This window comes from Sphingopyxis sp. FD7, from assembly GCF_003609835.1.
Classification (GTDB): domain Bacteria; phylum Pseudomonadota; class Alphaproteobacteria; order Sphingomonadales; family Sphingomonadaceae; genus Sphingopyxis.
The window spans coordinates 3,024,599-3,050,402 of sequence record NZ_AP017898.1; the positions used below are offsets into that span (position 1 = coordinate 3,024,599).

The window sequence follows — 25,804 nt, forward strand, 5'->3', positions numbered from 1 at the left end:
CATTTTCGCTTGGGTTTTATGCGCGCCGACCCTATATAATCGCCATGACAGACACCCCCGAGAACAGCGCGCCCGAAGGCGCCGCAAAACAGCCCAACGCCAATGCTTATGGCGCCGATTCGATCAAGGTATTGAAGGGGCTCGACGCCGTGCGCAAACGGCCGGGCATGTATATCGGCGACACCGACGACGGGTCGGGGCTGCATCACATGGTGTTCGAGGTCAGCGACAATGCGATCGACGAGGCGCTGGCGGGGCACTGCGACCTGGTGCTTATCACATTGAACAGCGACGGATCGGTCAGCGTCGAGGACAATGGCCGCGGCATCCCCACCGACATTCATGCCGAAGAGGGCGTGTCGGCGGCCGAGGTCATCATGACCCAGCTCCATGCCGGCGGGAAGTTTGAAAACACCAGCGACGACAATGCCTATAAGGTGTCGGGCGGCCTCCACGGCGTCGGCGTCAGCGTTGTCAACGCGCTCAGCGAATGGCTCGAGCTCACCATCTGGCGCGACGGGCAGGAACATTGGATGCGTTTCGAGCATGGCGACGCCATCGCGCCGCTCAAGGTCAATGGCCCGGCCCCCCAGAATCCTGATGGAACTAGCAAGAAGGGCACGCGCGTCACCTTCATGGCGTCGACCGAGACGTTCAAGAATGTCACCGAGTTCGATTTTGAAAAGCTCGAACATCGCTACCGCGAGCTGGCCTTCCTCAATTCGGGGGTGCGCATCAAGCTGGTCGACGCGCGCCACGCCGAACATGTCAGCCATGATCTGTTCTACGAGGGCGGCATCGCGGCGTTCGTCAAATATCTCGACCGCAACAAGAATGCGCTGCTTCCCGATCCGATCGCGATCAGCAGCGAGCGCGACGGAATCGGCATCGACGTCGCGCTGGAGTGGAACGACAGCTATTATGAAAATGTCCTCTGCTTCACGAACAATATCCCGCAGCGCGACGGCGGCACCCACCTCGCCGCCTTCCGCGCCGCGCTGACCCGGACGCTCAACGGCTATGGCGAAAAGTCGGGGCTGCTGAAGAAAGAGAAAGTCTCGCTCACCGGCGAGGATATGCGCGAAGGGCTGACCGCGATCGTCTCGGTCAAGCTGCCCGACCCCAAGTTCAGTTCGCAGACCAAGGACAAGCTCGTCTCCTCCGAAGTCCGTCAGCCGCTCGAAAGCCTGATGGCCGACCGGATGACCGAATGGCTCGAGGAAAATCCCGCTTACGCCAAGGCGGTGATCCAGAAGGTGATCGACGCCGCCGCGGCGCGCGAGGCCGCGAAAAAGGCGCGCGAGCTGACGCGGCGCAAGGGGGCGATGGACATCGCCTCGCTTCCCGGCAAGCTCGCCGACTGTCAGGAGCGCGACCCCGCCAAATGCGAACTCTTCCTCGTCGAGGGTGATTCGGCAGGCGGATCGGCGAAACAGGGCCGCGACCGCCATGTGCAGGCGATCCTGCCGCTGAAGGGCAAGATATTGAACGTCGAGCGCGCGCGCTTCGACCGCATCATCTCGTCGAAGGAAGTCGGCACGCTGATCCAGGCGCTCGGCACCGGTATCCGCGACGAATTCAACCTAGAAAAGCTGCGCTATCACAAGATCGTGATCATGACCGACGCCGACGTCGACGGCGCGCATATCCGCACGCTTCTGCTCACCTTCTTCTATCGCCAGATGCCCGAAATCATCGAGAACGGGCATCTCTATATCGCCCAGCCGCCGCTCTACAAAGTCGCGAAAGGACGGAGCGAGGTCTATCTCAAGGACGATACCGCGCTCGAAAATTATCTGGTCGACGCGGGCATCGACGCGCTGCTGCTCGAAACCGCGGGCGGCGCGCGTTCGGGCGCCGACCTGCGCTCGCTGATCGACCATGGACGGCGACTGCGCGCGCTGATGCGTTACGTGCCGCGCAATCTTGATCATGGGCTGGTCGAGGCGCTCGCGCTCACCGGCGCGCTCGATCCCGATCTCGACGCCGCGGGCCGCGACCGCGCGGCCGCGACCGCCGCGGCGTGGCTGGGCGCCGCCGAACGCGCGCTCACCGGCGGCGACGAGGCGGCGTGGACCGTCGAAGCCGCGCCCGGCGGGGGCTATATGCTCGAGCGCCGCTGGCGCGGGGTCAGCGATCATCATGCGATCGACGCCGCCTTCCTCGCCAGCCAGGAAGCGCGCCGGATGCACAAGCTCGCCGCCGAGCAGGCCGAAACCTATGCCCGCCCCGCGCGACTGGTGAAGGCGGGCGGCGCGGCCGCCGAGGTCGAGGCCGACGCCGCCGGGGGCGAGGAGGGCGACACCCCGGTCGCCGCCACCAGCGCCAAGGCCAGCCCGGTGACGCGCCCGTCCGAGCTGCTCGAGGCGATTTTCGCGCACAGCCGCAAGGGGCTTGCGATCAGCCGCTACAAGGGGCTGGGCGAGATGAACGCCGAACAGCTCTGGGAAACGACGCTCGACCCCGCCAACCGTTCGCTGCTGCGCGTCGAGGCCGAACAGGCCGATGTCGCGCACGAAATCTTCGAACGATTGATGGGCGACGAGGTCGAACCGCGGCGCGATTTCATCCAGACCAACGCGCTGTCGGTGGCGAATCTCGACGTCTGAACGCACATCCGGCCGCAATTTCGGTTCCGTTTGACGCGCGGCGGCTTGCCTTGGCGCGCCGCCGCTGCTTTGGGCGCCTCCTCTGACAAGGGGATGTGTCGTGCGAGGCTTTTCAGCCATGCTGCTTCCACTTCTGCTCACGGCCTCGGCCGCCGCGCAGGAAGTCCCGATCGTCGAAGAGACGATCGCCGAGATCGTGCCGGAAACCGAAATCGACGGCGGCGTCGCGAGCTATTATGGCAATGAGCTTGCCGGCAACCGCACCGCGAGCGGCGAACGCTTCGACCCCGGCCAGCTCACCGCCGCGCACCGCACCCTGCCCTTCGGCTCGATGGTGCGCGTCACCAATATCGCCACCGGCGACAGCGTCGTCGTGCGGATCAACGACCGCGGACCCTTTGCCCACGGCCGGGTGATCGACGTCAGCCACGCCGCCGCGCGCGAGATCGGCATGCACCGCAGCGGCACCGCACGCGTGAAACTGGCGCTGCTCGCCGACGATTGAGAGCGGACGTCGGCTGACGGCCGGTAGTTGCCATAGGCATTTCGGGCTCTCTCCCCTGAAGGGGAGAGGGCTTTATGTCCGCGCCTCACCCCAACGCCGCCCGCCCTATTGATACTCGACCGTCACCGGAATCCGTCCACGATAGTCGCCGTCGTCGCGCGCCGCGACCTGTAGCCGCCCGCCGAAGCGAAACCGCAGGCGACCGTCAGGGCCGAGGCGCGGCGCCGCCGACAGGTCGGTGACCAGGCCGGTCACGCGCGCGGTGCGGCCGTGGCCGCTTTCAAGGTCGATGCTGGCGGGCAGGATCACGCGCACTTCGGCGCCGGGTTCGCCGCGAACCGTGACGGTGCCCGACAGGGCAAAGCCGCCGAGGTCGACGACGTCGCCGCGCAACTGCCGCGCGCCCGATGCCGGGTCGATCGCGACCTCGCCGCCCATCGCGCCGACCGCGATCCGGCCCATGTCGAGCCGCGTTTCGACATCGACACGAAGCGGCGTTTCGACCTTGCGCGCCGAAACCGCCGCCGCATCCTGCGCGCAAAGCAGGCATTGCGCGGCGGCGGACGACGCAGCGGACAGCAGGACCGCGAACAGGAAAAGACGCAGTTTCATGCGCTTTCCATGCGCCGAACAGGGTTAATTCGGCGTAAAGCAGTTGATCGAGGCCCCTTGTTGCGGCGCCCCGCCGACCCGATATGATGGCGAACAAGGGCGACCCGTCCGCTGGAGAAACCCCGATGACCAATCCGAAAACCGAAAAGCCGCTCGACCCCATGGCCTATCATGTGCTGCGCGAGGGCGGCACCGAACGCGCCTTTACCGGCAAATATACCGACCATAAGAGCGACGGCGTCTATCGCTGCGCGGGTTGCGGCGCGCCGCTGTTCGACAGCCGCGCCAAATATGACAGCGGGTCGGGCTGGCCGAGCTATACCGCGCCCGCCGGTGAGGCAGCGGTGACCGAGCATCGCGACGCAAGCCACGGCATGATCCGCACCGAAGTGCGCTGCGCGACGTGCGAAGGCCATCTTGGCCATGTGTTCCCCGACGGCCCCGGACCGACGGGCCTGCGCTATTGCATCAACAGCGCCGCGCTTGACTTCGCGGACCGCTCGCCGGATGAGGCGTCAACCGGCGAAGGCTGAATCCTTCGCCAGATAACGCATCAGGGGCGACGCGAGGGAAGGAATACGGGCTTTGCGCCGCGAACGACAGCAAGCTTCGCCGAAAAAATCGTCATCGTCGGGCAAGGGCAGCGGTTCGCCGTCGCGTCTGCGCCTTTGGCTGCGCCGCGCCTTTCGCTGGGGGTTGGGCCTCGCGGTCGTCGGCCTCGTCGCGCTGGGCGTCGCGGTCGGCATCGCCGTGCAGCGGATGCCGAGTTTCGAGGAGCTGAAGAAATCGCCCGCGGGGCAGACGATCCGCGTCCGCGCCGCCGACGGCACCGTCTTTCTCTCGCTCGGCCCCAATTACGGCCGCTGGCTGTCGCTCAGCGAAACGCCGCAGGTGATGCAGGATGCGATGGTCGCGGTCGAGGATCGCCGCTTTCGCTATCACCCCGGCCTCGATCCGGTCGGCATGGCGCGCGCCGCGGTCTTTGCGATCGAGAATTACGGAACCGGGCGCCGGATGCAGGGCGCCTCGACGATCACGCAGCAGCTGGCGCGCAACATCTTTCTGTCGAACAGCTATACCTGGGCGCGCAAGGCGCGCGAGATGATCCTCGCGCTCGCGCTCGAATGGAAATTCTCGAAGGACCAGATCCTCGAACTCTATCTCAACAAAGTCTATTTCGGCGGCGGCAGCTATGGCATCGACGCCGCGTCGAACAGCTTTTTCGGGCATAGCGCGACCGAAATGTCGCTGTCGGAGGCCGCGGTCGTCGCGGGGCTCGTCAAGGCGCCGTCGCGCTATTCGCCGACCGCCGATGCGCAGGCCGCGCTCGGCCGCGCGGGCGTCGTGCTCGACGTCATGGTCGATGCCGGGGTGATCAGCCAGGCGCAGGCCGATGCCGCCGAACCCGCCAACGTCCGGCTCGCCAGGGAAACCGGGCAGAACAGCGCGCGCTATTTCACCGACTGGGCCTTGCCGCAACTCGACATGCTGATCGACGAGGGCAGCGAAGCATTGGACGTCTATACGACGATCGACCTCGATATGCAGCGTGCGGCCACGGCGTCGATCCAGGCGAACACGCCGCGCGGCGTGCAGGGCGCGCTGGTGTCGCTCGACCGCGACGGCGCGGTGCGCGCGATGGTCGGCGGCCGCGACTATGTGACATCCAACTATAATCGCGCGACGCAGGCACTGCGCCAGCCGGGATCGGCGTGGAAGCTGTTCGTCTATATGGCCGCGCTCGAAGCGGGCTATAAGGTCGACGACCCGGTGGTCGACGAGCCGGTGACGATCAACGGCTGGAGTCCCCGCAACTCGTCGGGCCGCTTTGCGGGCACGATGGATCTGCGCAGCGCCTTTGCCTATTCGGTCAACACCGTCGCCGCCAAGCTGGGCGACGAGATCGGCTTTTCGGCGGTCGCCAACATGGCGCGGCGCTTCGGCATCACCACGCCGGTCAACACCCACCCGTCGATGGTGCTGGGCAGCGCCGAGGTGCGCGTGATCGACATGACCGCCGCCTTTGCCGCCGTCGCGCGCGGCGGCGTGTCGGTGCGGCCCTATGGCATCACCAAGGTGACGACCGCCAGCGGCGAACTGCTCTATCAGCGCCCCGCCGAGCGCGGCAGCACGCTGGTCGATCACTGGGTCGCGGCGGGGATCACCGACCTGCTGCAAACCGCGGTCAACACCGGGACCGGCCGCGCGGCGCAGATCGGCCGCCCCGTCGCGGGCAAGACGGGGACGACGTCGAGCAACAAGGATGGCTGGTTCCTCGGCTTTTCCAGCGGTATCACGACGGGCGTGTGGATGGGGCGCGACGATGCGAAACCCGTCGGCGGGCTGCAGGGCGGCCGCGCGCCCGCCAAGGCCTTTGCCGACTATATGCGCGTCGCGGTCGCGCGGCGCCCGGTCGAGCAATTCGACACCGAAGTCGTGCTGCCCGAATGGCAGCTGGAGGATGAGGGCGAGGCCTATATGGGCGAGCCGGGAGAGGAAGGCTTGCTCGTCGATGAAAATGGGATGCCGATCGAGCTGCCCTATGACAGCCGCCCGCCCGACAGTTTCGACACGCCGCCGCCCGCGGTCGAGGGTCCGGTGCTCGACCAGCAGTGGATCGAGGAACAGACGGGACGCCGCCCGCCCGCCAACGGCAACGGCAGCCAGCCCAAGGTGATTTCGGTCCCGAAAGCGCCGCCGCCGGTTCGCGTCCCGCCGCCCCGCCCCGCTCCCGCCGAACCCGCCGACTGACCGCGCTCAGGCCGTGAAACGGTAGCGGTGCAGCGCGCGCCCTTCGCGGCGCAGCCAGGCGCGTGCCGCGGCGACGTCGCCGTCGTGCAGCGCATCGACGAGCGCGTGGAAGGCGGGGCTGTGATCCATGTGGCGCAGATGCGCGACCTCGTGCGCCACCGTCGCGCGGCGGACATGATCGGGCGCCATGATCAGCCGCCAGCTGTAACGCAGGTCGCCGCCCGTGGTGCAGCTGCCCCAGCGGCTGCGCGGATCGCCGACGCCGACGCGGCCGACGGTCAATCCGGCCGCGGCGGCGATTGCGCGGCTCTCGCTTTCCACGAGCGCCAGCGCCTCCGCCTTCAGCCAGCGTTCGATGCGGCGACCGACACTCTCGATCGGGCCGCCGACGGCGAGCGCGTCGCCGCCCAGCCGAATCGCGCGCGGCGCGCCCGGCGCCCAGTCGATGCGCCGGTCGATACCGCGAAAGGGGATGGTGGCGCCGGGGCCGACAAGCACGGGTCTGGCCGCCTTGCCGATCTGTTCGGCGAGCCACGCCTGTTGCCCGGCCGCCCATTGGATCGCCGCGCGTTCGCTCGCGCGGCGCGACACGGTGAGCCTCAGCTCGCCGCGCGCACCGTCGAAGACCAGGCGATAGCGGCGCGATTGCGCGTGGCGGACGACGCGCACCGGCCACGCCGCGTCTCCGACGCGGATATGCGGGCCATCCGCAGCGGGATCAAATGATGCGTTCGACAAGGTGATTCTCGAGCGGCCCGGCGACATCCTCGCTCACCGTCCAGCCGACGATCGATTCGCCCGCGCGGTGGACCGCGTCGCGGTCGCCGCAGACCAGATAATGCCAGTCGGGCAGCGGCGCGCCCTCGGCGCGCAGCCGATAGGCGCAGGTCTGCGGCAGCCATTCGATGTCGTCGACCGTGGCGCGGGTGAGCGTCAGGCAGTCGGGGACGTGGCGGCGGCGGTTTTTGTAATCGCCGCAGCGCGCCGTCGAAAGGTCGAGCAGGCGGCACGCGACGTTGGTCGGATAGATGCGGCCCGTGTCCTCATCCTCCAGCTTGTGCAGGCAGCATTTGCCGCAACCGTCGCACAAGGCTTCCCACTGGCCGGCGTCAAGGCTGGCGAGCGGCGCTTCCCAAAAAGGACGCGCCTCCGTCACCGTCATTTCACCCACTTCGCCAGTTCGGCCGCGACCTTGGCGGGCGCGCCCTCGTCGGGGTCGGTCGCGGGGTCGTCGAGCGGCAGCAGCGCGAGCGGCTTGCCGTCGGGGTCCATCAGGAAGGCAAGCTGGCTGTGCGCCATCAGATAGCGGTCTGCCGCCGATCCCGGCACCTTGTTATAGGTGACGACAAAGGCCTTGGCGGCCGCGGCGATCTGTTCCGCCGTGCCGGTCAGGCCGAGCAGGCGCGGGTGATAGCGCGCGACAAAGGGCTTCAGCGCGTCGGGCGTGTCGCGTTCGGGATCAACGGTGATGAACAGCGGCGCGACCCTGGCGCCGCGCGCGGCATCGGCCTGTTCGAACTGCGCCAGCCCGCGCATCAGCTTTTGCAGGTCGACCGGGCAGATGTCGGGGCAGAAGCTGTAGCCGAAATAGATGAGGCGGTACTGGCCGGCAAAATCGCTGTCGCGAACCGTCCGCCCATTCTGGTCGGTCAGCGTGAACGGCCCGCCGATCCGCGCGCCTTCGAGCGGCGGCGCGGCGGGCGCGGCGGCGGTCCCGCTGCCGTCGCACGCCGCCAGCGCGCTGCCCAAGGCGAGGATCAGGCTTGCACGGACGAAGCTTTGTCCCATATTTGCGATATTCATCATGCGGCCAGCCTTGGTCGGCTAGCCCGCGAAAATCAACCATTGTCGTCGCGTGCGCGGCGGACAAATTGCCCCAGGGGTCGCCTGCACCATGTTCCGCCATGCCGCGTTTCGCCTTGCCGCTTTCACCCTCGTCCCGCTCGCCGCGGTGGGGCTGCTCCATGGCCCGGCAAAGGCGCAGTTCCGCGGCGGCTATGCCTTTTTGCAGGCGGTCGAGAATCGCGACGGCGCCAAGGCGACCTCGGCGCTTCAGGACGATCCCACGCTCGTCAACACGCGCAACGTGGACACGGGCGAAACCGCGCTGATGATCGTCACCAAGCGGCGCGACACCAGCTGGCTGCGCTTCCTGCTCGCCAAGGACGCCGATCCGGCGATCGCCGACCGCAACGGCATGACGCCGCTGATGCATGCGGCACTGCTCAACTATACCGACGGCGCAGAGGAATTGCTGAAGCGCAAGGCGCCGGTCGACCAGACGAACCGGCGCGGCGAGACCGCATTGATCCTCGCGGTGCAGGCCAGGAATGGCGCAATGGTGCGCCTGCTCATGCGGCGCGGCGCCAACCCCGACAAGGCCGACCATATTGCCGGCATGTCGGCGCGCGATTATGCGAAGCGCGACGATCGGACGGGCCAGCTGCTTGCCCTGCTCGACACGCAGGCCGATGCCGATGCCCCCAAGCGCGAATATGGGCCGACCTTCGGGCCGAACTGAGGTACGATGTGATTATCTGATTGACGATCACATTATGATGTGAGACATGGCGGATATGTCTACCCATCTCATCGATCGTATCCGCGCCATCGTTGCCGACGGAACCATGTCGCGATCGGGCCTCGCGCGCGCCGCGGGGCTTCACGCGAACAGCCTGCGCGACCTCGATTCGCCCGGCTGGAACCCGACGGCCGAAACGCTGCGCAAGCTCGAAAACTGGCTCGCCAACGGCAGCGACCTGTCGCCGATGGCGACGCCGGAGGAGATCATCGCCGAGGCGCGGAATGGCCGCATGTTCATCCTCGTCGACGATGAGGACCGCGAGAATGAAGGCGACCTCGTCATTCCCGCGCAGATGGCGACCCCCGATGCGATCAATTTCATGGCGACGCATGGCCGCGGCCTCATCTGCCTGACGCTGACCAAGGCGCGCGTCGATGCGCTCGGGCTCGAACTGATGAGCCGCAACAATGGCACGCGGCACGAAACCGCCTTCACCACCTCGATCGAGGCGCGCGAAGGCGTGACGACGGGCATTTCGGCAAGTGATCGCGCGCGCACGGTGGCCGTGGCGATCGACGCCGGCAAGGGGCGCGACGATATCGTCACCCCGGGGCATGTGTTTCCGCTGATCGCGCGCGACGGCGGCGTGCTCGTCCGCGCGGGCCACACCGAGGCGTCGGTCGACATTGCGCGTTTGGCGGGGCTCAACCCCTCGGGCGTGATCTGCGAGATCATGAACGACGATGGCACGATGGCGCGGCTCGACGATCTCATCCCCTTCGCGCGGCGTCACGGGCTCAAGATCGGCACGATCGCCGACCTCATCGCCTATCGCAGCCGCACCGACCGGCTGGTCGAATGCGTGTCCGACGAGCCGCTCGAATCGGATTATGGCGGTGAATGGCGCCTCAAATCCTATCGCAACAAGATCGACGGCAGCGTCAATCTGGTGCTCCAGAAAGGGCCGGTCGATCCCGACGGCGTGACCCTGGTGCGGATGCACCCGGTGTCCCTGTTCGACGACATCATGGGGCGGCCGGGACCGAAGAAGCGCCGCCTGCAACGCTCGATGGACGCGATCGGCGAGGCGGGCGCCGGTGTCATCGTCATGCTGATGCGTCCGCTGCCCGGCTCGGCCGCCGCCGAAGCGCTGCCGCCACCGACCGGCGGCATGGACCTTAGAACCTATGGCATCGGCGCGCAGATCCTGGCCGACCTCGGCGTTCACGCGATGGAACTGCTCACCCCCACCCACAGCAATATCGTCGGGCTCGAAGGCTATGGCCTGTCGATCGTCGGCGAACGCCCCATTCCCGGAGAAGCCTGATGGCGCATGTCCTGATCGTCGAAGCCCGCTTCTATTCGCACCTCAACGACATGCTCCTCGACGGCGTGCGCGGCGCGCTCGAAGCCGAGGGACACAGCCACGAGACGGTGACGGTGCCCGGTGCGCTCGAAGTGCCCGCGGCGATCGCGCTGACCGACCAGAGCGGGCGCTTTGACGCCTATGTCGCGCTGGGCGTCGTGATCCGCGGCGAAACCTATCATTTCGAGGTCGTGTCGAACGAAAGCGCGCGCGGCATCATGGCGCTGACGCTCGACGGGCTCGCGATCGGCAACGGCATCCTCACCGTCGAAAATGAGCAACAGGCGCTTGCGCGCGCCGACAAGACGCGCAAGGATAAGGGCGGCGAGGCGGCGAAGGCCGCGCTCGCGATGCTCGCGCTCAAGGAACAATTCGGCATTGGCTGACCAGGCACCTCCCAGCCGTTATTCCGTCGTCGAACGCGGCGGGCGGCTGGTGGTGATCGACCGCGAAACCGGCGAGACCCCGCCGACCGCGGCCGAGCGCATGGCCGAGCACGACCGCCAGCTCGGCGTCGAGCCGATCCGGCCCGCGAAAGCGCGCGTCGCCCCCGACACCTCCGCCGCCGCGCGCGTCGAATCGGGCATGAGCGCGCGGCCCGCGCCGATGCAGGAACCGGCGGCGCGGCCCGAAAAGGTTACGGACGGCAGGGGCCGCCTGGCCGCTGCGATCGCCGAGCGCAACAAGCGACCGTGGAATAATCCGGCGCCCGACGATCGCCCGATTCCGCAAGCCGCACCCGCGCCCGCGCGGATCGTCAGCCGACCCGCGCCGCATGTCGGCGGCGCGCGCAAGACGATCGTCACCGGCAAATGGTGGGATGCCAAGGGGCCGCGCACGGTCGAACTGGGGCCCAGGGGTCAGGCCGAACTCACCGGCGGTTTCCTGTTCCTTTTCTTCGGCGTCATGATCGCGGCGATCGTGGCGCTGTTCATCGCGCCGGTGCTGCTTTTCGTCGGTGCCTTCCTGCTCTTCCGCTTTGGCGAGAAGGTGCTGGCGCCAATCGGGGCGGGGATCATCGACAAGGCGATTGCGGAGAAGGGCTGATCCCCGACCACAAAGCGGCGTGCCCCTGCCTTCGCGGGGACACGCAGATTATACGCCAATGCCGGATCAGGCCGCGACCAACGCCGGATAGTCGGTATAGCCTTCAGGCCCAGGCGAATACCAGGTCTGCGGATTGTCGGCGGCCCATTCGGCGCCGGTGCGGATGCGTTCGACCAGGTCGGGATTGGCGATGAAGGGCCGACCGAAAGCGATCGCGTCGGCGGCGCCGCTGGCGATTGCTTCTTCGGCGAGCGCGGCGGTGTAGTCGCTGTTGAGGATCAGCGGCCCCTTGAAGGCGGCCCGGATCGACGGTGACTGCTTGGGCACATCGGTTCGGCCGAACGTGCCGTCGGGGCCGGGTTCGCGCAGTTCGAGAAAGGCGATGCCGAGCTTGTCGAGCGCCGCCGCGGCGACCGGAAAAAGCTTGTCGGGCGCGCTGTCGTCGACCCCCTGCGTGTCGCCATTGGGCGACAGGCGCACGCCGACGCGCTCCCTGCCCCACACCGCGATCAGCGCTTCGGTCACTTCGCGGAGCAGGCGGATGCGGTTCTCGACCGGGCCGCCATAATCGTCGTCGCGCAGATTTGAATTGTCGCGCAGGAACTGGTCGATCAGATAGCCGTTCGCGCCGTGCAGCTGGACGCCGTCGAAACCGGCGCGCTTCGCATTTTCGGCAGCCTTGGCATAATCGGCGATGACGCGCGGGATTTCAGCGAGCTCGAGCGGCCGCGCGACTTCATATTCGAGTCGGCCGACGGGCGTGTGCGCCTTGCCGGGCGCCCGCGTCGCCGAGGCGGAGACGGGCGGCCTGCCGTCGTTGAACACCGAATGGACGACGCGCCCCATGTGCCATAGCTGCGCGACGATGCGGCCGCCCGCGTCATGCACCGCATCGGTCACCGGCTTCCAGCCTTCGACCTGCGCCTCGGTCCACAGGCCCGGCGCGTTCGGCCAGCCGAGCCCTTCCTGCGAAATGCCGGTGGCTTCGGAAATGATGAGCCCCGCCGAGGCGCGCTGGCGATAATATTCGCGCGCGAGTTCGTTCGGGACGAAGCCCGGCCCGGCGCGGCCGCGCGTCAATGGCGCCATGATGATGCGATTCGGCGCCTCGATGGCGCCCAGCGTGATCGGTTCAAACAGCGATGCGGTCATATAATCTCCACCTATTCAATCCTGCACGGGCGGCTTTCTCGGTCGCCGCGCTCGCGGTCAAAACTATGGACCGCGCGGCGTCAGCACAATGGTTAAGTAGCAAAAGAAAATCTAACGCATGGCGAAGAAGCGCGGTGTCGACACGGCCGTCCCGTACGGTTCCGGTTGCCGAGCCGTCCCGTACGGCCTATCTGACGCTCATGGCCTCGATCCTTCCCGCCGATCCCACGATCGATGAGATTCGCGCCGCGCTGGCGCCGCTGATCGCCGCGTCGGCCGCGTTCGATGGTTTCGGTCCCGCGGCGCTCGACGATGCCGCGCGCCGCGCCGCGGTCGATCCCGACGTCGCGCGTCTTGCCTTCCCCGGCGGCGGGCGCGACATGGTCGACGCCTGGTTCGCCGACATCGACGCGCGCATGGCCGCCAAATGGCCCGCCGAAAAACTCGCGGCGCTCAAGATTCGCGAACGGATCACCACGCTCGTCGAAACGCGCCTCGACCTGCTCGCCGGAACCCGCGAATCGCTGCGCCGCGCGCTCGCGCTGCTCGCCTTGCCCGGCAATGCGCCGCACGCCGCGAAGCTCGGCTGGCGCGCCGCCGATCATATGTGGCGGCTCGCCGGCGACAGCGCGACCGACTTCAACCACTACAGCAAGCGCGCGATCCTCGCCGCCGTCTATGGCGCGACGCTCGCGGTGTTCCTGAACGACGAGAGCGAGGGTCATGCCGACACGCGCGCTTTCCTCGCGCGCCGCATCGACCGCGTGATGCGCTTTGAAGGCTGGAAGCGCCGCCGTGCCGCGAGCCGGGCCGACCGGCCCAGCCTCGCGCGCTTCGTCGGACGGCTGCGCTATCCGGGGCGTTAGGGACCGGGCGATAAAGGGCTGGCGCCGCGCAGCCGTTATTGATAATCGCTCGCAAATGACTGCTTTGCTCGACAGGACGCCGCTCGGCGTGATGGTGCGGATCGCGCGCATCGACTGGACCGCCATGTCCGACGACGAAGGGCGCCGCCTGCGCGAGTTCGGCCTGATGGAAGGGTGCGAGGTCACCCCGCTCCACCGCGGCAGCATTTTTTCGCGCGACCCGCTCGCGCTCACCGTCGGGCGCATGAAGGTCATCATCCGCGCGCGGCAGGCCGCGGCCATCGAAGTCGAACCCGCATGACCGCCGCCATCCCCTCGATCGCGCTCGTCGGCAACCCCAACGCGGGGAAATCGAGCCTGTTCAACGCGCTGACCGGGGCGCGGCAGAAGATCGCCAATTATCCGGGCGTCACCGTCGAGCGGAAGGCGGGCCACGCAAGCTTCGCCGACGGCCGCCCGCTGTCGCTGATCGACCTGCCCGGCACCTATAGCCTCACCCCCGCGAGCCTCGACGAGGCGGTGACGCGCGACGTGATCCTTGGGCGGCAGGCGGGCGAGGCGCGCCCCGACGCGCTGATCATCGTGCTCGACGCCGCGAACCTCGACAATCATCTCTGCTTCGCGCTCGAACTGCTCGCGCTGAACCTGCCGACGGTCATCGCGCTCAACATGGTCGACCTCGCGACGCGCGACGGGCTGATGCTCGACGCCGAGCGGCTCTCGCGCGATCTCGGCGTGCCTGTCGTGCCGACCGTCGCGGTGCGGCGGCGCGGTCTGGCCGAATTGCTCGAGGCGGTCGATGGCGCGATCCGCGCGCATCAACCGCGTGATACGGTCGCCGGACCGCTGAACGACAGTTCGCTCCACCAGCGCGCGCGCGCGATCGCACGCGCCGCGATCGTCAGCGAAACGCCGGTGCGCCGCTGGACGCAGCGCGTCGACAATATCGTGCTGCACCCCCTGTTGGGCATGATCATCCTGCTCGCGCTGATGTTCGTGATGTTCCAGGCGGTCTATGCCTGGGCCGCGCCGCCCGCCGACGCGCTCGAAGGTCTTGTCGGGACGATGCAGACATGGATGGTCGATCATATCCCGCAGAACTTCCTGCGCGACCTCGTCGTCGAAGGGCTGCTCGCGGGGGTCGGCGCGGTCGTCGTTTTCCTGCCGCAGATCCTGATCCTCTTCCTCTTCATCCTGCTGCTCGAGGCGTCGGGCTATATGACGCGCGCCGCCTTTCTGATGGACGGGCTGATGGGCAAGGTCGGGCTGTCGGGGCGCGGTTTCATCCCGCTCCTTTCCAGCTTCGCCTGCGCCGTCCCCGGCATCATGGCGACGCGCGCGATCCCCGACGAGAAGGACCGGCTGACGACGATCCTGATCGCCCCCCTGATGACCTGTTCGGCGCGGCTTCCCGTCTATGCGCTGATCATCGCCGCTTTCATCCCGAATAGCGGGGTCGGCGGCACCGGCATCGGCTTGCAGGGGCTGGTGCTGTTCGGCCTCTATATCGCCGGGATCGTCGGTGCGCTCATCGTCGCCTTGGTGCTGCGCCGCACGGTGGCGCGGGGCACGGGCGCGGGCTTCATGATGGAAATGCCGCGCTATCAGATGCCGCGATTGCGCGACATCGCGCTCGGCCTGTGGCAGCGCGCGTGGATCTTTCTGCGCCGCGCGGGCACGATCATCGCCCTGACCACCATCGTCTTGTGGCTGCTCCTCACCTTCCCCAAGGCGCCCGAGGGGCAGAGCCAGGTCGAATATAGCGTCGCCGGCCGCATCGCGAGCGGGCTGGAGGTCGCGGTCGCGCCGATCGGCTTCAACCACGATATCGCGCTCGCATTGATCCCCGCGATGGCGGCGCGCGAGGTCGCGGTGTCGGCGATGGCGACCGCCAATGCGATCGACGCGGGCGACGACGAGGAAGCGATGGCGGCGACGCTCGGCGAACGATTGCAGGGCAAGTGGAGCCTCGCCACCGCGCTCGCCTTCCTCGCCTGGTTCGTATTTGCGCCGCAGTGCATTTCGACGATTGCGATCACGCGCCGCGAAACCAACGGGTGGAAGTGGCCGCTGTTCATGGTTGGATATTTGTTCGCGCTCGCCTATGCCGCTGCCGGAATCACATACTGGACAGCCGTTGCCTTTGGACTAGGCTGATCCTCCCAACTTATTAGCGGAGCGGAGCGGCGGATGGCTGGCAGCGTCAACAAGGTAATTCTCATCGGCAACCTCGGCGCCGACCCCGAAATCAAGTCGTTCCAGAATGGCGGCAAGATCGCCAATATCCGCATCGCGACGAGCGAGACGTGGAAGGACCGGATGACCGGCGAGCGCAAGGAGCGCACCGAATGGCATAATGTCGTCATCAACGGCGAAGGACTGGTCGGCGTCGTCGAACGCTATCTCAAAAAAGGCAGCAAGGTTTATGTCGAGGGCAGCCTGCGCACCCGCAAGTGGCAGGACCGCGACGGCAACGACCGCTATACGACCGAGGTGGTGATCGCCGGCATGGGCGGCAATCTGACGATGCTCGACGGCGCGCCGGGCGGCGGCTCGCGCGGCGGCGGCGACAGCTGGAACCAGGGCGGCGGGTCGTCGGGCGGCTGGGACCAGGGCGGCGGCGCCGGTGGCGGGTCGGGCGGCGGCTGGAACCAGGGCGGCGGCGGATCGTCGGGCGGCGGACGCGCGCCGTTCGACGACGATCTGGATGACGACGTCCCGTTCTGAGGCTTTGAGCGATGGTGAGCGACCTGTTGACCGCCGCCGATGTGGCGCGCGGCGTGTGCCGCCTGTTCGCGCAGCAGGGGCTGGTCGCGATTCCCGAGGTCACGCTGCCCAACGGACGGCGCACCGACCTGACCGCGATCGACGCCAGGGGGCAGATCACGATCGTCGAGATCAAGGTCAGCCGCGCCGACCTTATCGGCGACGGCAAATGGCCGGACTATTGCGACTGGTGCGACCGCTTTTACTGGGCGCTCGCGGCGGGACTCGACCCCGCGATTCTCGACACGCCCGATTACCGCCCCGAAAGCTCCGGCCTGATCGTCGCCGACCGTTATGGCGCCGCGGTCGTGCGCGAAGCGGCGAGCCGCAACCTTGCGCCGGCGCGCCGCAAGGCCGAACTGCTGCGGATCGGGCGCCTCGCGATGCGCCGCGCGATGATCGCCGCCGATCCCGAGCTGGCGGCGGGGTGGAGCGAAGGCTGAATCGCTGGCGTGGGTGCAGGAAAATTATCTCACGCAAAGGCGCGAAGGCGCGAAGAAAAATAATCTCACACAAAGACACAAAGATGGCGTGACGTTGTGCGGCCGTCGCCTGTTGCCGCGGCCGATCATCCCCGCGCCTGCATCCGCGCCAGATAGCGCGCGAGGATGTCGATCTCCAGATTGACCGGCCGCCCCGCGGCGACCTCGTCCAGCGTCGTCATCGCCTGCGTATGCGGGATGATGTTGAGCGTGAAATGCGCGCTGCCATCGGGCTGGTCCGTCACTTCGTTAACGGTCAGCGACACGCCGTCGAGCGTGATCGATCCCTTGGGCGCGATATGCGGCGCGAGCGCGGCGGGCGCCTCGACCGTCAGCTTCACGCTGTCGCCCACGCGTTCGGCGGCGACGATCCGGCCCACCGCGTCGACATGGCCGGTGACGATATGCCCGCCCAGCTCGTCGCCGACCTTGAGCGCGCGTTCCAGGTTCAACCGGCGGCCCGCGTCCCACATGCCCGGCGCGGTGCGCGCCAGCGTTTCGGCACTGGCGTCGATTGCGAACCAGTTGCCGTCACCGTCGCGCCCCTTGTCGACGACGGTCAGGCACGCGCCCGAACAGGCGATCGAGGCGCCCAGGTCGATCGTCGCCGTGTCATAGGCGGTTCCGATGACCAGCCGCGTATCGCCGCGATCCTCATGGGCCAGGATGGTGCCGATATCGGTGATAATGCCGGTGAACATGCGTCGCTTATCCTTCTCTGACGCGCTCGTAGACGTCGAGGCGGTCGCTGCCAAGCATCCGGCTGTCGGCAAGGCGCCAGCGGCCGTGCGCGGCGGCGAGATCAGAAAGCCCGATGTCGCCGAGCGCCGGTTTGCCGTCGCCGATCAGGATCGGCGCGCGGTAAAGGAGCAGCCGGTCGACGCGGTCGGCGGCGAGGAATGCCGATGCCGCGCCCGCGCCGCCTTCGACGAGCAGCGAATCGACGCCCTCGATGGCGTCGGGCGTAGCCACGGCCGTCCATCCCTCGGGCGCCGCGCCGCGGGTGAGCACATATTTTTCCGGGCTGCGATCCTCCAGCCCCGGCAGCCGCACGTCGAGCCGCGGCGCGTCGGTATCGAGCGTCGCGCGCCCGACGAGGATCGCCTCGTGGCTCGCGCGCTCCAGATGTCCGTGCGCGCGCGCGCGGTCGCCCGTGATCCAGCGGCTCGACCCGTCGGCGCGGGCGATGCAGCCGTCGAGCGAGGTCGCGAGCTTGAGCGTTACATAGGGACGCCCGGCGGTCAGCCGCGTCCACCAGGGCGCCATCGCGGCGCGCGCCTCGGCGGGCAGGACACCCACCTCCACCTCCAGCCCCGCGGCCCGCAACCGCGCAATTCCCTTGCCGTCGGTGCGCGGATCGGGGTCCTGCGCCGCGATGACGACGCGCGCGACACCCGCTTCGATCAGTAAATCGCTGCACGCGGGTCCGCGCGCGCTGGCATGGGCGCATGGTTCGAGCGTGACATAGGCGGTCGCGCCGCGCGCAGCACTGCCCGCCGCCGCGATGGCCATCGCTTCGCCGTGCGGGCGGCCGCCCGGTTGAGTCCAGCCGCGCGAGATCAACCGCCCCCCCGCCTCCGCGGGGGCAGGCTGGACGATCAGGCAGCCGACATTGGGGTTGGGCGCCGAGGCCGGTCGTCCGCGCCGCGACAGCGCGACGGCGGCCGCCATCCAGTCGGAATCGCCAGGCGCGCAGGGGGTCACGTCAGTCGGCGGCCTCGGGCTGCGGCCCGCGCGCCGCGCGCTCGGCCAGCGTCGAGCGCGGCGGCGGCGCAGGCCTTTGCCTGACCGCCTCGGCGGTTTCCTCGCCCAGCGTTTCGCGCGTTATCCTGTCGGCCTCGGTCGAATCATATTCGATGCCCAGGCTGTCGGCGAAGCGCTGATATTCGGCGCGCTTTTTCGCGTTGCGCAACGTTTCTTCCCTGGCGCGCGCGATCCAGTCGGCGCGGATCTCCTCGGCGCTGCGGTCGGCTTTCCAATTCTCGAAATAGATGATCTGCGCCTTGGGCTTGTCGACGGGGATCAGATATTGTTCGACCCCATTGAACACCACCCAGGTGAGCGCCAGCGCAACGCCCCAGATCGCCCAGCGGTGCGGGCGCGGCTCGCGGATATAGGCCCAGAAATCGGACAGCCCGCCGCCGACATCGACTTTGCCAAACATCTTCATGGCCGCAATTTAGGCGAAGTCGCGACGATTGGCGAGAGGGTCCACATTGGCGCGCCGCGATCCTCGCCGCGCCAGCGATTGCAAAAAATGCAAACACGGATGCTGATTTCGCAGTTGCAACATTCATTGTGCAGTGCAATATCACCCTTGCCTTTTAGGCATCCTCTCCCAAAACTTTCACGGGCCGCCCTTGGGCGGCCCTTTTTTTTGCGCTTTTCCGGCAGAAAAGCCGACTTTTTCAGTCGAGAAATCGAATCCGGTTCGAATCGCCTGTCGCGAATCAGTCCTGTACGGGCGTACGCGCTTCGAATCGCCGCACCTCGGCAATGAAGCTACCGGGCAGCGGTGTCGGCTGGCCGCTGTCGCTGTCGATATGCGCATAGCTGATCTCGATGTCGGTAAGCCGTTCGGAATCACGGAAAATCCCGCAATGCAGCGTGAAACTCGCGCGGCCGAACGCGCTGATTCGCGCCGCGATCGTGATCAGTTCGTCGAGTCGTGCAGGGGCATGATAGTCGATTTCACAGTGCGTTTCGCGAATGTCTGTGCCATATTGGTTAAAATACGGCCCCGGTTGCCCTTCTCCCAGCGCGCGGAAATACTCGGTGACGCCGATGTCGGCGTAAACGAGATAATTGGCGTTGAAGACGATATTCTGTCCGTCGATCTCGTTGAAGCGCACGCGCACGCGCTCCTGCACGCGGAAATCGGTGAGCGGCACCGTGCTGCGATGATCGGTCATCGGGGGGCTCAGGCGGCGAGCGCGGCGGGGGTGCGGTCGAGCGGCGCGCAGGCGACGGCGAGCCAGTCGCGCGTCGCCTCGTCCATCCCCGGCGCCAGCTTCTCGAACACCTTCGCATGATAGGCGTCGAGCCAGTCGGCCTCGGCGGACGAGAGCAGCGCCGTGTCGACCAGATCTCTCGCGATCGGCGCAAAGGTGATCGTCTCGAACCCCAGCATCTCCTCTTCGGCGCCGTCGATGTTCTGCGGCACGACGACGACCAGATTTTCGATGCGGATGCCGAAATGCCCCGCCTTGTAATAGCCGGGCTCGTTCGACAGGATCATGCCCGCGTGCAGCGGCTCCTCGGTCCCCGCCTGCCCGCCCGCCGGCTTGGCGATGCGCTGCGGTCCTTCGTGGACCGCCAGATAGGCGCCGACGCCGTGCCCCGTGCCATGCGCATAATCGACCCCGTCGGCCCACAGATATTGGCGCGCGAGGATGTCGAGCTGGCTGCCGCGCGTGCCCTTCGGAAAGCGCGCGGTGGCGAGCGCGATATGGCCTTTCAGCACCTGCGTGAAGCGGCGGCGCATTTCGGCGGTCGGCGTGCCGATCGCGATCGTGCGCGTGATGTCGGTCGTGCCGTCGGCATATTGGCCGCCCGAATCGACGAGGTAGAGCGTGCCCGTCTCGATTGCCCGGTTGGTGGTTTCGTCGACCTTGTAATGCGGTAGCGCGCCATTCGGCCCCGCGGCCGAGATGGTGTCGAACGACAGATCCCTGAGCCCGCCGTTCTCCTCGCGAAACGCACGCAGCTTCGCCGCCGCGCCCAGCTCGTCGAGTCCGCCCTGCGGTGCGACCTCCTCCATCCATTTGAGGAAGCGCGCCACGGCCCGGCCGTCGCGGACATGCGCGGCGCGCGTGCCGTCCAGCTCGACCTCATTCTTGATGGCCTTGGGCAGCACCGCCGGATCGCGGTGCCGTTCGATCTGCGCGCCCGCGCGTTCGAGCGCGGTGAAGATGGCGGCGACCGCGCGATCGGGATCGACGGCAACCCTCCTGCCGGCGAGCCCCGCCAGCGCGCCTTCAAAGGCGCCACGATCGTGAATCCGCACGCTGTTGCCCAGATGCGCGCGCACCGCGTCGCTGACCTTTTCGGGCGCGATGAACATGTCGGCGGTGGCGTCGGCGTGGAGCAACGCAAAGGCGAGGCCGACCGGCGTGTGGCTGACGTCCTCTCCGCGGATATTGAAGGTCCAGGCGATCGAATCGAGCGCGGTCATCACCGTCGTATCGAGGCCTCTGGCTTTCAGCCAGTCGGCGATCACGTCGCGTTTTTCGACCGCACTCTGCCCGGCGAGCGCCGTATCATAAACGCTGACCGGCGCATCGCTCGGCGCGGGCTGGTCGTCCCAGGCGGCGTCGATCGGGTTGGCATCGACCGCAACCAGGTGCGCGCCCTTCTCCGCCAGCGCCTTTTCCAGCCCGCGGACCCAGTCGATGCCGTGGAGCCAGGGGTCGTAACCCACCTTCTGTCCGGCGCCGACGTTCGCGCCGAGCCATTCGGCGACGCTTGACTGCGGCACGCTGACATAATCGAACAGCGAGCCGTCGACCTGGCCCCGCACCTGCACCGTATAGCGTCCGTCGACGAACACCGCCGCCTTTTCGGGCAGCACCGCCGCGGCGCCGGCCGACCCGCCAAAGCCCGTCAGCCACGCCATGCGCTGCGCATAGGCGCCGACATATTCGCTCATATGCTCGTCGCTGATCGGCACGATGAAGCCGTCGAGGCCGCGCGCTTTCAGTTCGGCGCGGACGCGGGCGAGGCGCTCGATGTGGACGGGGCTGGACATGGTTGCTTCCTTGTTCCTACATCGCAGCCGTTCCGGCCCATGCGGCCGATGCTGCGGGGGGGGTCTTCTGATGCGCGCTATTTGGATGTTTCTGGCTGCAATTACCACCCCGCTTGTCGCGTCCCCCATCGCCCCCGCCCAAGAGAAAGAGAATGAATTGACCGAACGCCCCGCGCTGCCCGCCGCTCCCGTTGCCGAGCAGCGGCCCCATATCATCACGCTCCACGGCAAGACGCTGTCCGATCCTTATTTCTGGCTCCGCGACCAAGGCTATCCGACGATCGACGACGCCGACATCCTCGCCTATGTGAAGGCTGAGAACGCCTATTTCGACGCGGCGATGAAGCCCCATGCCGATCTGGTCGAAACCTTGTTTCAGGAGATGAAGGGCCGCATCAAGGAGGCCGACAGCTCGGTCCCGCAAAAGGATGGCGACTGGCTCTATTGGGTCGAATATGAAGAGGGCGCCGAGTATAAGAAATGGTATCGCAAGCCCGCGGCGGGTGGCGAGACTCAACTGATCCTCGACGAGGTCGCGATGGCGGAGGGCAAGGATTATTTCCGCCTCGCCGAACTATCGGTCAGCCCGAACGGCAAGCTGATGGCCTATTCGTTCGACGACAATGGATCCGAACGCTTTGAAGCGCGCATCCGCAATCTGGAGACGGGCGAGCTGCTGCCCGACACGATTCCCGGCACCTTGTCGTCGCTCGTCTGGACGTCGGGCAGTGACGCGATCCTTTATGGTCTCGCGAATGAGAACTGGCGCACCGACAATGTCCGGCTGCACAGGCTCGGCACGCCGGTGAGCGAGGACAAATTGCTCTACAAGGAGGCCGACATCGGCTTCGGCGTCGGCATCGGCAAGACCGCCGCCGACAATTATATCGTCATCGCGACGGGCGATAACGAGACGAGCGAGGTCTACCTCCTCCCCGCCGACAATCCCGAAGCGCCGATGCAGCTCGTGTCGGCGCGCCAGAAGGGGCGTGAATATAGCGTCGACGAGCGCGAGGGCATTCTCTACATCCACACCAACGACGAACATCCCAATTTCCGCATCGCGACCGCGAGCATCGACAGGCCCGGCGAATGGCAAACGCTGATCCCCGGATCGGATCACAGCTACATCACCGGCCTGTCGATCTTCCGCGACTATTTCGTGCTGGAAGCGCGCGAGGACGGGCTCGATCAGGTCGATGTCCGCCGATATGACGCGCCGCTGACCCCCGGCCGGATCCGGTTTCCCGAGGCGACCTATGTGGCGGGACTCGGCGACAATCCCGAATATCACCAGGACAAGCTCCGCCTCGACTATGAATCGATGGTCACCCCCGACACCGTCTATGACTATGACGTCGCGAGCGGCACGCTCGAAACGCTGAAGGTGCAGGAAATCCCTTCGGGTTATGATTCGTCACAATATGTCACCGAATGGGTGAATCTGCCGAGCCGCGACGGCCAGACGATGATCCCCGCCTCGCTCGTCTACAAAAAGGGCACCAGGCTCGACGGCAGCGCGCCGCTGCACCTCTATGCCTATGGCTCCTACGGCTATCGCGTGCCGCCGGGCTTTTCGACGACGCGGCTCAGCCTCGTCGATCGCGGGATGATCTATGCCATCGCGCATGTCCGCGGTGGCGACGATCTGGGGCGCGCCTGGTATCTCGCGGGCAAGACGACCCAGCGCACCAACACGTTCAACGACTTCATCGACGTCGCAAAGGGGTTGATCGCCAGAAAATATACGAGCGCCGGCAGGATTTCGATCGAGGGCCGCTCGGCGGGCGGGCAGGTGATGGGGGTCGTCTATAATCAGGCGCCCGAATTGTGGGGCGCGGTGCTCGCGGGCGTGCCCTTTGTCGATGTCATCAACACGATGATCGACGAAACGCTGCCGCTGACCCCCGGCGAATGGCCCGAATGGGGCAATCCGATCACCGACAAGGCGGCTTTCGACTATATGCTGAGCTACAGTCCCTATGACAATGTCACCGCCAAGGCCTATCCGCCGATGCTGGTGTCGGCCGGCCTCAACGACCCGCGCGTGACCTATTGGGAACCCGCCAAATGGGTCGCCAGGCTCCGCGCGACGCGCACCAACGACTCGCTGCTGCTGCTCCGCACCAACATGGGCGCGGGCCATGCCGGAAAGTCGGGTCGCTGGGGCGCGCTGCGCGAGGATGCGGAGGAATATGCCTTCGTGCTGACGCAGCTGGGGGTGGAAAAGTAAAGCTGCGGCCTCGCGACAGGATTGCGACATTTCGGCACATTGATGCGACGTCCCCGGTCGATGTCTCCCGAACGCTGAAGGGAGGGGTCTGATGTCCCGAATATCGTCGATTGCGGTCCTGCTTGCCATTCTCGCCTTCGATGCCGACGCCGCGTCGGCCAGAGCCGAAGACAGCCCCGATGGGGGCAGGATTGCGCAGCGTCTGCTCGACACATTGCGCGAAACCAATGGCGTGCCCGGCATGGCGGCGGCGGTGTGGCGGGACGGGCGGATCATATGGGATGGTGCGAGTGGACAGCGCGACCTCGCCAGCGGCGCGCCGGTCACGCGCGACACCTTGTTCCGGCTGGCGAGCGTATCGAAGGTCTTCACGGTCGCCGCGGTGGCGCGACTCGCCGAACAGGGGCGGATCGACCTCGACGCGCCGGTGCAGCGTCAGTTGCCGTGGCTTGGGGCAAACTGGCCGGCGATCACCCCGCGCCAGCTCGCCGCGCATGTTTCCGGCTTGCCGCATTATCAGCCGGTCGATGCGACCCGCGGATCGCGCCGCTATGCCACCGGGCGCGACGCCGTCGCGATCTTCGCCGGACGCGACCTGCTCAGCCCGCCGGGAACCGCCTACAGCTATTCGTCGTGGGGCTATACGCTGCTCGGCGCAATGGTGGAGCAGGCGGCAGGGCGTTCTTTTCCCGACCATGTGGCGGCCGAGGTCGCGCCGGGGCTGGCGATCCGCGCCGACGCGACGGACAGCGGCGATGCTCATGCTGCGCGTGCCTATGGCTTCGACCAGGGCCGCGTCATCGAAGCGCCGCGTCACGACTACAGCTACACCTGGGGCGGCGGGGGGCTGGGCGGCACCGCAAGCGCGGTCGCCGCTTTCGGCGGGCGGATGATCGACGGTCGCGTGGTGCGCCCCGAAAGCTTCGACGCGATGCTGGTGCCGGTGCGGCTCGCTGACGGCAACCTCGCCGGCGAGGACGGCTACAGTGTCGGCTTCGGCTGGCGCATCGGCGTCGATTCGGACGGCGCGGCTTTCGTGCACCACAATGGCGTCACGCTTGGCGCGCGCAGCACGATCGGCCTGTGGCGCGGCGAACGCACCGCGGTCAGCCTGCTTTCCAACGCCTCCTGGGTGTCGCGCATGGAGCCCACCGCGCAGATGATCGCCGCGCCTTTCCGTGCTGTTCCCGCCGGGCTCGTTTCGGCCCCCTGTCCGCGCGGCGCGCGGCGTTACAGCGGCACGTTCGGCGATTCGGCGGTCGCGGGCGTCGTCCGCTTTCGGCTCGAACAGGGGCTGTGCATCGGGATCGCCGAGCAGCATCCGGCCATGCGCGCCTATTTCGGAACCGCGCCGCAGCGCACCGACGCCGCGCTCACGATCGTCGGGCTCGATGCCAGGGGAGGTTTGGCGCGCGCGGGACTCGTCAACCCCTTCGGCATAGCCGATCTTCGCGCGCAGGCCGACGGCAGTTTTGCCGCCGACGTCACCGCGACACGGCGGCTGGTTCTGCGCTTCGATCAGCCGGGCAGATAGGCACGCGCCCGAAGCTCTTGTTCGAGCGCCGCTGCGCCCGCGAAAACATGCCCCGCCATGCCAACCGATTCGGCGGCAGCGACATTGGCCGGCACATCGTCAATGAACAGCGCGCCCGCTGGGTCGATGCCGAATCGCTCGATCGCAAGGCGGTAGATTGCGGGATCGGGCTTCGTCAATTTCTCGGCGCCCGACACGACAATGCCCTGAAAGCGGTCGAACACCGGCTGGGTCGGGCGGAAGCCTTCCCAGAACTCATGGCCGAAATTGGTGATCGCGAACAACGGCACAGCCGCATCGTCAAGCCGTTCGACCAGTTCGAGGCTGCCCGGCACCGGCCCCGGGATCGTCTCGTTGAAGCGCGCGGCATAGGCGTCGATCAGCGCGGCATGATCGGGAAAGTCGGCCTTGAGCTCGGGCAGCATATCGGCGAGCGGACGGCCCGCGTCGTGCTGGTAATGCCACTGCGGCGTCACGACGTTGGTCAGGAACCATTCCAGTTCGGCCTCGTCGTCGATCAGCTTGGCGAACAGATGGCGCAGATCCCAGTCGAACAGGACGCGACCGACATCGAAGATCACAGATCGGCGAATCATGGCTGCTCCACACG

General features: G+C 67.1%; 26 protein-coding genes. 15 read left to right on the plus strand and 11 right to left on the minus strand.

All coding sequences use genetic code 11. The features are described 5' to 3' along the window. The first annotated feature begins 44 nt into the window (after positions 1 to 44). The gene (gyrB, locus tag SPYCA_RS14640) at positions 45 to 2,609 is read left to right on the plus strand and encodes a DNA topoisomerase (ATP-hydrolyzing) subunit B (protein WP_120221545.1); all 2,565 of its coding nucleotides are present in this window, start codon (positions 45 to 47) and stop codon (positions 2,607 to 2,609) included. A gap of 118 nt (positions 2,610 to 2,727) precedes the next feature. After that, positions 2,728 to 3,114 (plus strand): septal ring lytic transglycosylase RlpA family protein, encoded by a 387-nt coding sequence (locus SPYCA_RS14645; protein WP_331852506.1) that lies wholly within the window; start codon positions 2,728 to 2,730, stop codon positions 3,112 to 3,114. A gap of 105 nt (positions 3,115 to 3,219) precedes the next feature. Here the strand turns inward: SPYCA_RS14645 and SPYCA_RS14650 are convergent, their stop codons facing one another. After that, a complete protein-coding gene (locus SPYCA_RS14650) occupies positions 3,220 to 3,726 on the minus strand; it encodes a DUF4402 domain-containing protein (protein ID WP_120221547.1) in 507 nt (168 codons plus the stop codon). Positions 3,727 to 3,851: 125 nt separating this feature from the next. Here SPYCA_RS14650 and msrB point away from each other — a divergent pair, with 125 nt between their 5' ends. Then, the gene (gene msrB, locus SPYCA_RS14655) at positions 3,852 to 4,259 is read left to right on the plus strand and encodes a peptide-methionine (R)-S-oxide reductase MsrB (protein WP_120221548.1); all 408 of its coding nucleotides are present in this window, start codon (positions 3,852 to 3,854) and stop codon (positions 4,257 to 4,259) included. A 52-nt stretch (positions 4,260 to 4,311) separates the two neighbouring features. Next, on the plus strand, positions 4,312 to 6,477 hold the full coding sequence (locus SPYCA_RS14660) for a transglycosylase domain-containing protein (RefSeq protein WP_120221549.1): 2,166 nt from the start codon (positions 4,312 to 4,314) through the stop codon (positions 6,475 to 6,477). 6 nt (positions 6,478 to 6,483) lie between these two features. Here the strand turns inward: SPYCA_RS14660 and SPYCA_RS14665 are convergent, their stop codons facing one another. The 3 genes from SPYCA_RS14665 to SPYCA_RS14675 are packed head-to-tail and all read right to left on the minus strand — an operon-like array spanning position 6,484 to position 8,283. Beyond that, complete coding sequence (locus SPYCA_RS14665; RefSeq protein WP_232003343.1) at positions 6,484 to 7,215, minus strand: M48 family metallopeptidase; 732 nt, start codon at positions 7,213 to 7,215, stop codon at positions 6,484 to 6,486. Further along, positions 7,196 to 7,639 carry a YcgN family cysteine cluster protein gene (locus tag SPYCA_RS14670; protein WP_120221551.1) on the minus strand — a complete coding sequence of 148 codons (444 nt, stop codon included), beginning with the start codon at positions 7,637 to 7,639 and terminating at the stop codon, positions 7,196 to 7,198. Before SPYCA_RS14670 ends, SPYCA_RS14665 begins: the two co-directional genes overlap by 20 nt. After that, the gene (locus SPYCA_RS14675; protein ID WP_172595097.1) at positions 7,636 to 8,283 is read right to left on the minus strand and encodes an SCO family protein; all 648 of its coding nucleotides are present in this window, start codon (positions 8,281 to 8,283) and stop codon (positions 7,636 to 7,638) included. Before SPYCA_RS14675 ends, SPYCA_RS14670 begins: the two co-directional genes overlap by 4 nt. Before the next feature lie 88 nt (positions 8,284 to 8,371). Between SPYCA_RS14675 and SPYCA_RS14680 the strand changes: the two genes are divergently transcribed. From SPYCA_RS14680 to SPYCA_RS14695, 4 genes are read left to right on the plus strand one after another with little or no spacing between them, the layout of a single operon-like run. Next, the gene (locus SPYCA_RS14680) at positions 8,372 to 8,998 is read left to right on the plus strand and encodes an ankyrin repeat domain-containing protein (RefSeq protein ID WP_120221552.1); all 627 of its coding nucleotides are present in this window, start codon (positions 8,372 to 8,374) and stop codon (positions 8,996 to 8,998) included. Between the two features lie 55 nt (positions 8,999 to 9,053). Beyond that, positions 9,054 to 10,328, plus strand: coding sequence for a 3,4-dihydroxy-2-butanone-4-phosphate synthase (gene ribB / locus SPYCA_RS14685; RefSeq protein WP_120222373.1), 1,275 nt, complete (start codon positions 9,054 to 9,056; stop codon positions 10,326 to 10,328). After that, the gene (gene ribH, locus SPYCA_RS14690) at positions 10,328 to 10,753 is read left to right on the plus strand and encodes a 6,7-dimethyl-8-ribityllumazine synthase (RefSeq protein ID WP_120221553.1); all 426 of its coding nucleotides are present in this window, start codon (positions 10,328 to 10,330) and stop codon (positions 10,751 to 10,753) included. The genes ribB and ribH overlap by 1 nt, the downstream gene beginning before the upstream one ends. Then, complete coding sequence (locus SPYCA_RS14695; protein ID WP_120221554.1) at positions 10,746 to 11,414, plus strand: hypothetical protein; 669 nt, start codon at positions 10,746 to 10,748, stop codon at positions 11,412 to 11,414. Before ribH ends, SPYCA_RS14695 begins: the two co-directional genes overlap by 8 nt. A 66-nt stretch (positions 11,415 to 11,480) precedes the next feature. On the opposite strand, the gene SPYCA_RS14700 is transcribed toward SPYCA_RS14695, so the two are convergent. Next, positions 11,481 to 12,566 (minus strand): alkene reductase, encoded by a 1,086-nt coding sequence (locus tag SPYCA_RS14700; RefSeq protein WP_120221555.1) that lies wholly within the window; start codon positions 12,564 to 12,566, stop codon positions 11,481 to 11,483. A gap of 200 nt (positions 12,567 to 12,766) precedes the next feature. Here SPYCA_RS14700 and SPYCA_RS14705 point away from each other — a divergent pair, with 200 nt between their 5' ends. From SPYCA_RS14705 to SPYCA_RS14725, 5 genes are read left to right on the plus strand one after another with little or no spacing between them, the layout of a single operon-like run. After that, on the plus strand, positions 12,767 to 13,432 hold the full coding sequence (locus tag SPYCA_RS14705; protein ID WP_120221556.1) for a COQ9 family protein: 666 nt from the start codon (positions 12,767 to 12,769) through the stop codon (positions 13,430 to 13,432). 55 nt (positions 13,433 to 13,487) lie between these two features. After that, positions 13,488 to 13,733 (plus strand): FeoA family protein, encoded by a 246-nt coding sequence (locus SPYCA_RS14710; RefSeq protein ID WP_120221557.1) that lies wholly within the window; start codon positions 13,488 to 13,490, stop codon positions 13,731 to 13,733. Further along, positions 13,730 to 15,589, plus strand: coding sequence for a ferrous iron transporter B (feoB, locus tag SPYCA_RS14715; RefSeq protein ID WP_120221558.1), 1,860 nt, complete (start codon positions 13,730 to 13,732; stop codon positions 15,587 to 15,589). Before SPYCA_RS14710 ends, feoB begins: the two co-directional genes overlap by 4 nt. Positions 15,590 to 15,622: 33 nt before the next feature. Continuing rightward, entirely contained in the window at positions 15,623 to 16,159 is a 537-nt protein-coding gene (gene ssb / locus SPYCA_RS14720; protein WP_120221559.1) for a single-stranded DNA-binding protein, read from the plus strand. Between the two features lie 11 nt (positions 16,160 to 16,170). Beyond that, positions 16,171 to 16,641 carry an MmcB family DNA repair protein gene (locus SPYCA_RS14725; RefSeq protein ID WP_120221560.1) on the plus strand — a complete coding sequence of 157 codons (471 nt, stop codon included), beginning with the start codon at positions 16,171 to 16,173 and terminating at the stop codon, positions 16,639 to 16,641. 125 nt (positions 16,642 to 16,766) lie between these two features. On the opposite strand, the gene SPYCA_RS14730 is transcribed toward SPYCA_RS14725, so the two are convergent. The 5 genes from SPYCA_RS14730 to SPYCA_RS14750 all read right to left on the minus strand — a co-directional run bounded on the left by SPYCA_RS14730 (position 16,767) and on the right by SPYCA_RS14750 (position 21,427). Then, positions 16,767 to 17,381 carry a riboflavin synthase gene (locus tag SPYCA_RS14730; RefSeq protein WP_120221561.1) on the minus strand — a complete coding sequence of 205 codons (615 nt, stop codon included), beginning with the start codon at positions 17,379 to 17,381 and terminating at the stop codon, positions 16,767 to 16,769. A 7-nt stretch (positions 17,382 to 17,388) separates the two neighbouring features. Then, positions 17,389 to 18,351 (minus strand): bifunctional diaminohydroxyphosphoribosylaminopyrimidine deaminase/5-amino-6-(5-phosphoribosylamino)uracil reductase RibD, encoded by a 963-nt coding sequence (gene ribD / locus SPYCA_RS14735; RefSeq protein WP_120221562.1) that lies wholly within the window; start codon positions 18,349 to 18,351, stop codon positions 17,389 to 17,391. A 34-nt stretch (positions 18,352 to 18,385) separates the two neighbouring features. Next, positions 18,386 to 18,850: a hypothetical protein gene (locus SPYCA_RS14740; protein ID WP_120221563.1), complete on the minus strand. Its 465-nt coding sequence runs from the start codon at positions 18,848 to 18,850 to the stop codon at positions 18,386 to 18,388. Positions 18,851 to 19,130: 280 nt separating this feature from the next. Beyond that, positions 19,131 to 19,592, minus strand: a complete 462-nt coding sequence (locus SPYCA_RS14745; protein ID WP_120221564.1) for an acyl-CoA thioesterase — start codon at positions 19,590 to 19,592, stop codon at positions 19,131 to 19,133. An 8-nt stretch (positions 19,593 to 19,600) separates the two neighbouring features. Further along, positions 19,601 to 21,427 carry an aminopeptidase P family protein gene (locus SPYCA_RS14750; protein WP_120221565.1) on the minus strand — a complete coding sequence of 609 codons (1,827 nt, stop codon included), beginning with the start codon at positions 21,425 to 21,427 and terminating at the stop codon, positions 19,601 to 19,603. Positions 21,428 to 21,512: 85 nt separating this feature from the next. Between SPYCA_RS14750 and SPYCA_RS14755 the strand changes: the two genes are divergently transcribed. Beyond that, on the plus strand, positions 21,513 to 23,660 hold the full coding sequence (locus SPYCA_RS14755; RefSeq protein ID WP_443029507.1) for a S9 family peptidase: 2,148 nt from the start codon (positions 21,513 to 21,515) through the stop codon (positions 23,658 to 23,660). Positions 23,661 to 23,751: 91 nt separating this feature from the next. Further along, positions 23,752 to 25,194: a serine hydrolase domain-containing protein gene (locus tag SPYCA_RS14760; RefSeq protein ID WP_120221567.1), complete on the plus strand. Its 1,443-nt coding sequence runs from the start codon at positions 23,752 to 23,754 to the stop codon at positions 25,192 to 25,194. Here the strand turns inward: SPYCA_RS14760 and SPYCA_RS14765 are convergent. Then, complete coding sequence (locus SPYCA_RS14765; RefSeq protein ID WP_120221568.1) at positions 25,179 to 25,790, minus strand: HAD family hydrolase; 612 nt, start codon at positions 25,788 to 25,790, stop codon at positions 25,179 to 25,181. The genes SPYCA_RS14760 and SPYCA_RS14765 overlap by 16 nt on opposite strands. Positions 25,791 to 25,804: the final 14 nt, after the last annotated feature.

Coding starts and splice junctions, on each gene's coding strand:
- SPYCA_RS14675 (WP_172595097.1), bottom strand. CDS start 8,283: ATGATGAATATCGCAAATATGGGACAAAGCTTCGTCCGTGCAAGCCTG.
- SPYCA_RS14650 (WP_120221547.1), bottom strand. CDS start 3,726: ATGAAACTGCGTCTTTTCCTGTTCGCGGTCCTGCTGTCCGCTGCGTCG.
- ribH (WP_120221553.1), top strand. CDS start 10,328: ATGGCGCATGTCCTGATCGTCGAAGCCCGCTTCTATTCGCACCTCAAC.
- SPYCA_RS14745 (WP_120221564.1), bottom strand. CDS start 19,592: ATGACCGATCATCGCAGCACGGTGCCGCTCACCGATTTCCGCGTGCAG.
- SPYCA_RS14765 (WP_120221568.1), bottom strand. CDS start 25,790: ATGATTCGCCGATCTGTGATCTTCGATGTCGGTCGCGTCCTGTTCGAC.
- ribD (WP_120221562.1), bottom strand. CDS start 18,351: ATGGCGGCCGCCGTCGCGCTGTCGCGGCGCGGACGACCGGCCTCGGCG.
- SPYCA_RS14680 (WP_120221552.1), top strand. CDS start 8,372: ATGTTCCGCCATGCCGCGTTTCGCCTTGCCGCTTTCACCCTCGTCCCG.
- SPYCA_RS14710 (WP_120221557.1), top strand. CDS start 13,488: ATGACTGCTTTGCTCGACAGGACGCCGCTCGGCGTGATGGTGCGGATC.
- msrB (WP_120221548.1), top strand. CDS start 3,852: ATGACCAATCCGAAAACCGAAAAGCCGCTCGACCCCATGGCCTATCAT.
- SPYCA_RS14670 (WP_120221551.1), bottom strand. CDS start 7,639: ATGACGGTGACGGAGGCGCGTCCTTTTTGGGAAGCGCCGCTCGCCAGC.
- SPYCA_RS14645 (WP_331852506.1), top strand. CDS start 2,728: ATGCTGCTTCCACTTCTGCTCACGGCCTCGGCCGCCGCGCAGGAAGTC.
- gyrB (WP_120221545.1), top strand. CDS start 45: ATGACAGACACCCCCGAGAACAGCGCGCCCGAAGGCGCCGCAAAACAG.
- SPYCA_RS14705 (WP_120221556.1), top strand. CDS start 12,767: ATGGCCTCGATCCTTCCCGCCGATCCCACGATCGATGAGATTCGCGCC.
- SPYCA_RS14740 (WP_120221563.1), bottom strand. CDS start 18,850: ATGAAGATGTTTGGCAAAGTCGATGTCGGCGGCGGGCTGTCCGATTTC.
- ssb (WP_120221559.1), top strand. CDS start 15,623: ATGGCTGGCAGCGTCAACAAGGTAATTCTCATCGGCAACCTCGGCGCC.
- SPYCA_RS14750 (WP_120221565.1), bottom strand. CDS start 21,427: ATGTCCAGCCCCGTCCACATCGAGCGCCTCGCCCGCGTCCGCGCCGAA.
- SPYCA_RS14700 (WP_120221555.1), bottom strand. CDS start 12,566: ATGACCGCATCGCTGTTTGAACCGATCACGCTGGGCGCCATCGAGGCG.
- ribB (WP_120222373.1), top strand. CDS start 9,054: ATGTCTACCCATCTCATCGATCGTATCCGCGCCATCGTTGCCGACGGA.
- SPYCA_RS14730 (WP_120221561.1), bottom strand. CDS start 17,381: ATGTTCACCGGCATTATCACCGATATCGGCACCATCCTGGCCCATGAG.
- feoB (WP_120221558.1), top strand. CDS start 13,730: ATGACCGCCGCCATCCCCTCGATCGCGCTCGTCGGCAACCCCAACGCG.
- SPYCA_RS14755 (WP_443029507.1), top strand. CDS start 21,513: ATGTTTCTGGCTGCAATTACCACCCCGCTTGTCGCGTCCCCCATCGCC.
- SPYCA_RS14725 (WP_120221560.1), top strand. CDS start 16,171: ATGGTGAGCGACCTGTTGACCGCCGCCGATGTGGCGCGCGGCGTGTGC.
- SPYCA_RS14760 (WP_120221567.1), top strand. CDS start 23,752: ATGTCCCGAATATCGTCGATTGCGGTCCTGCTTGCCATTCTCGCCTTC.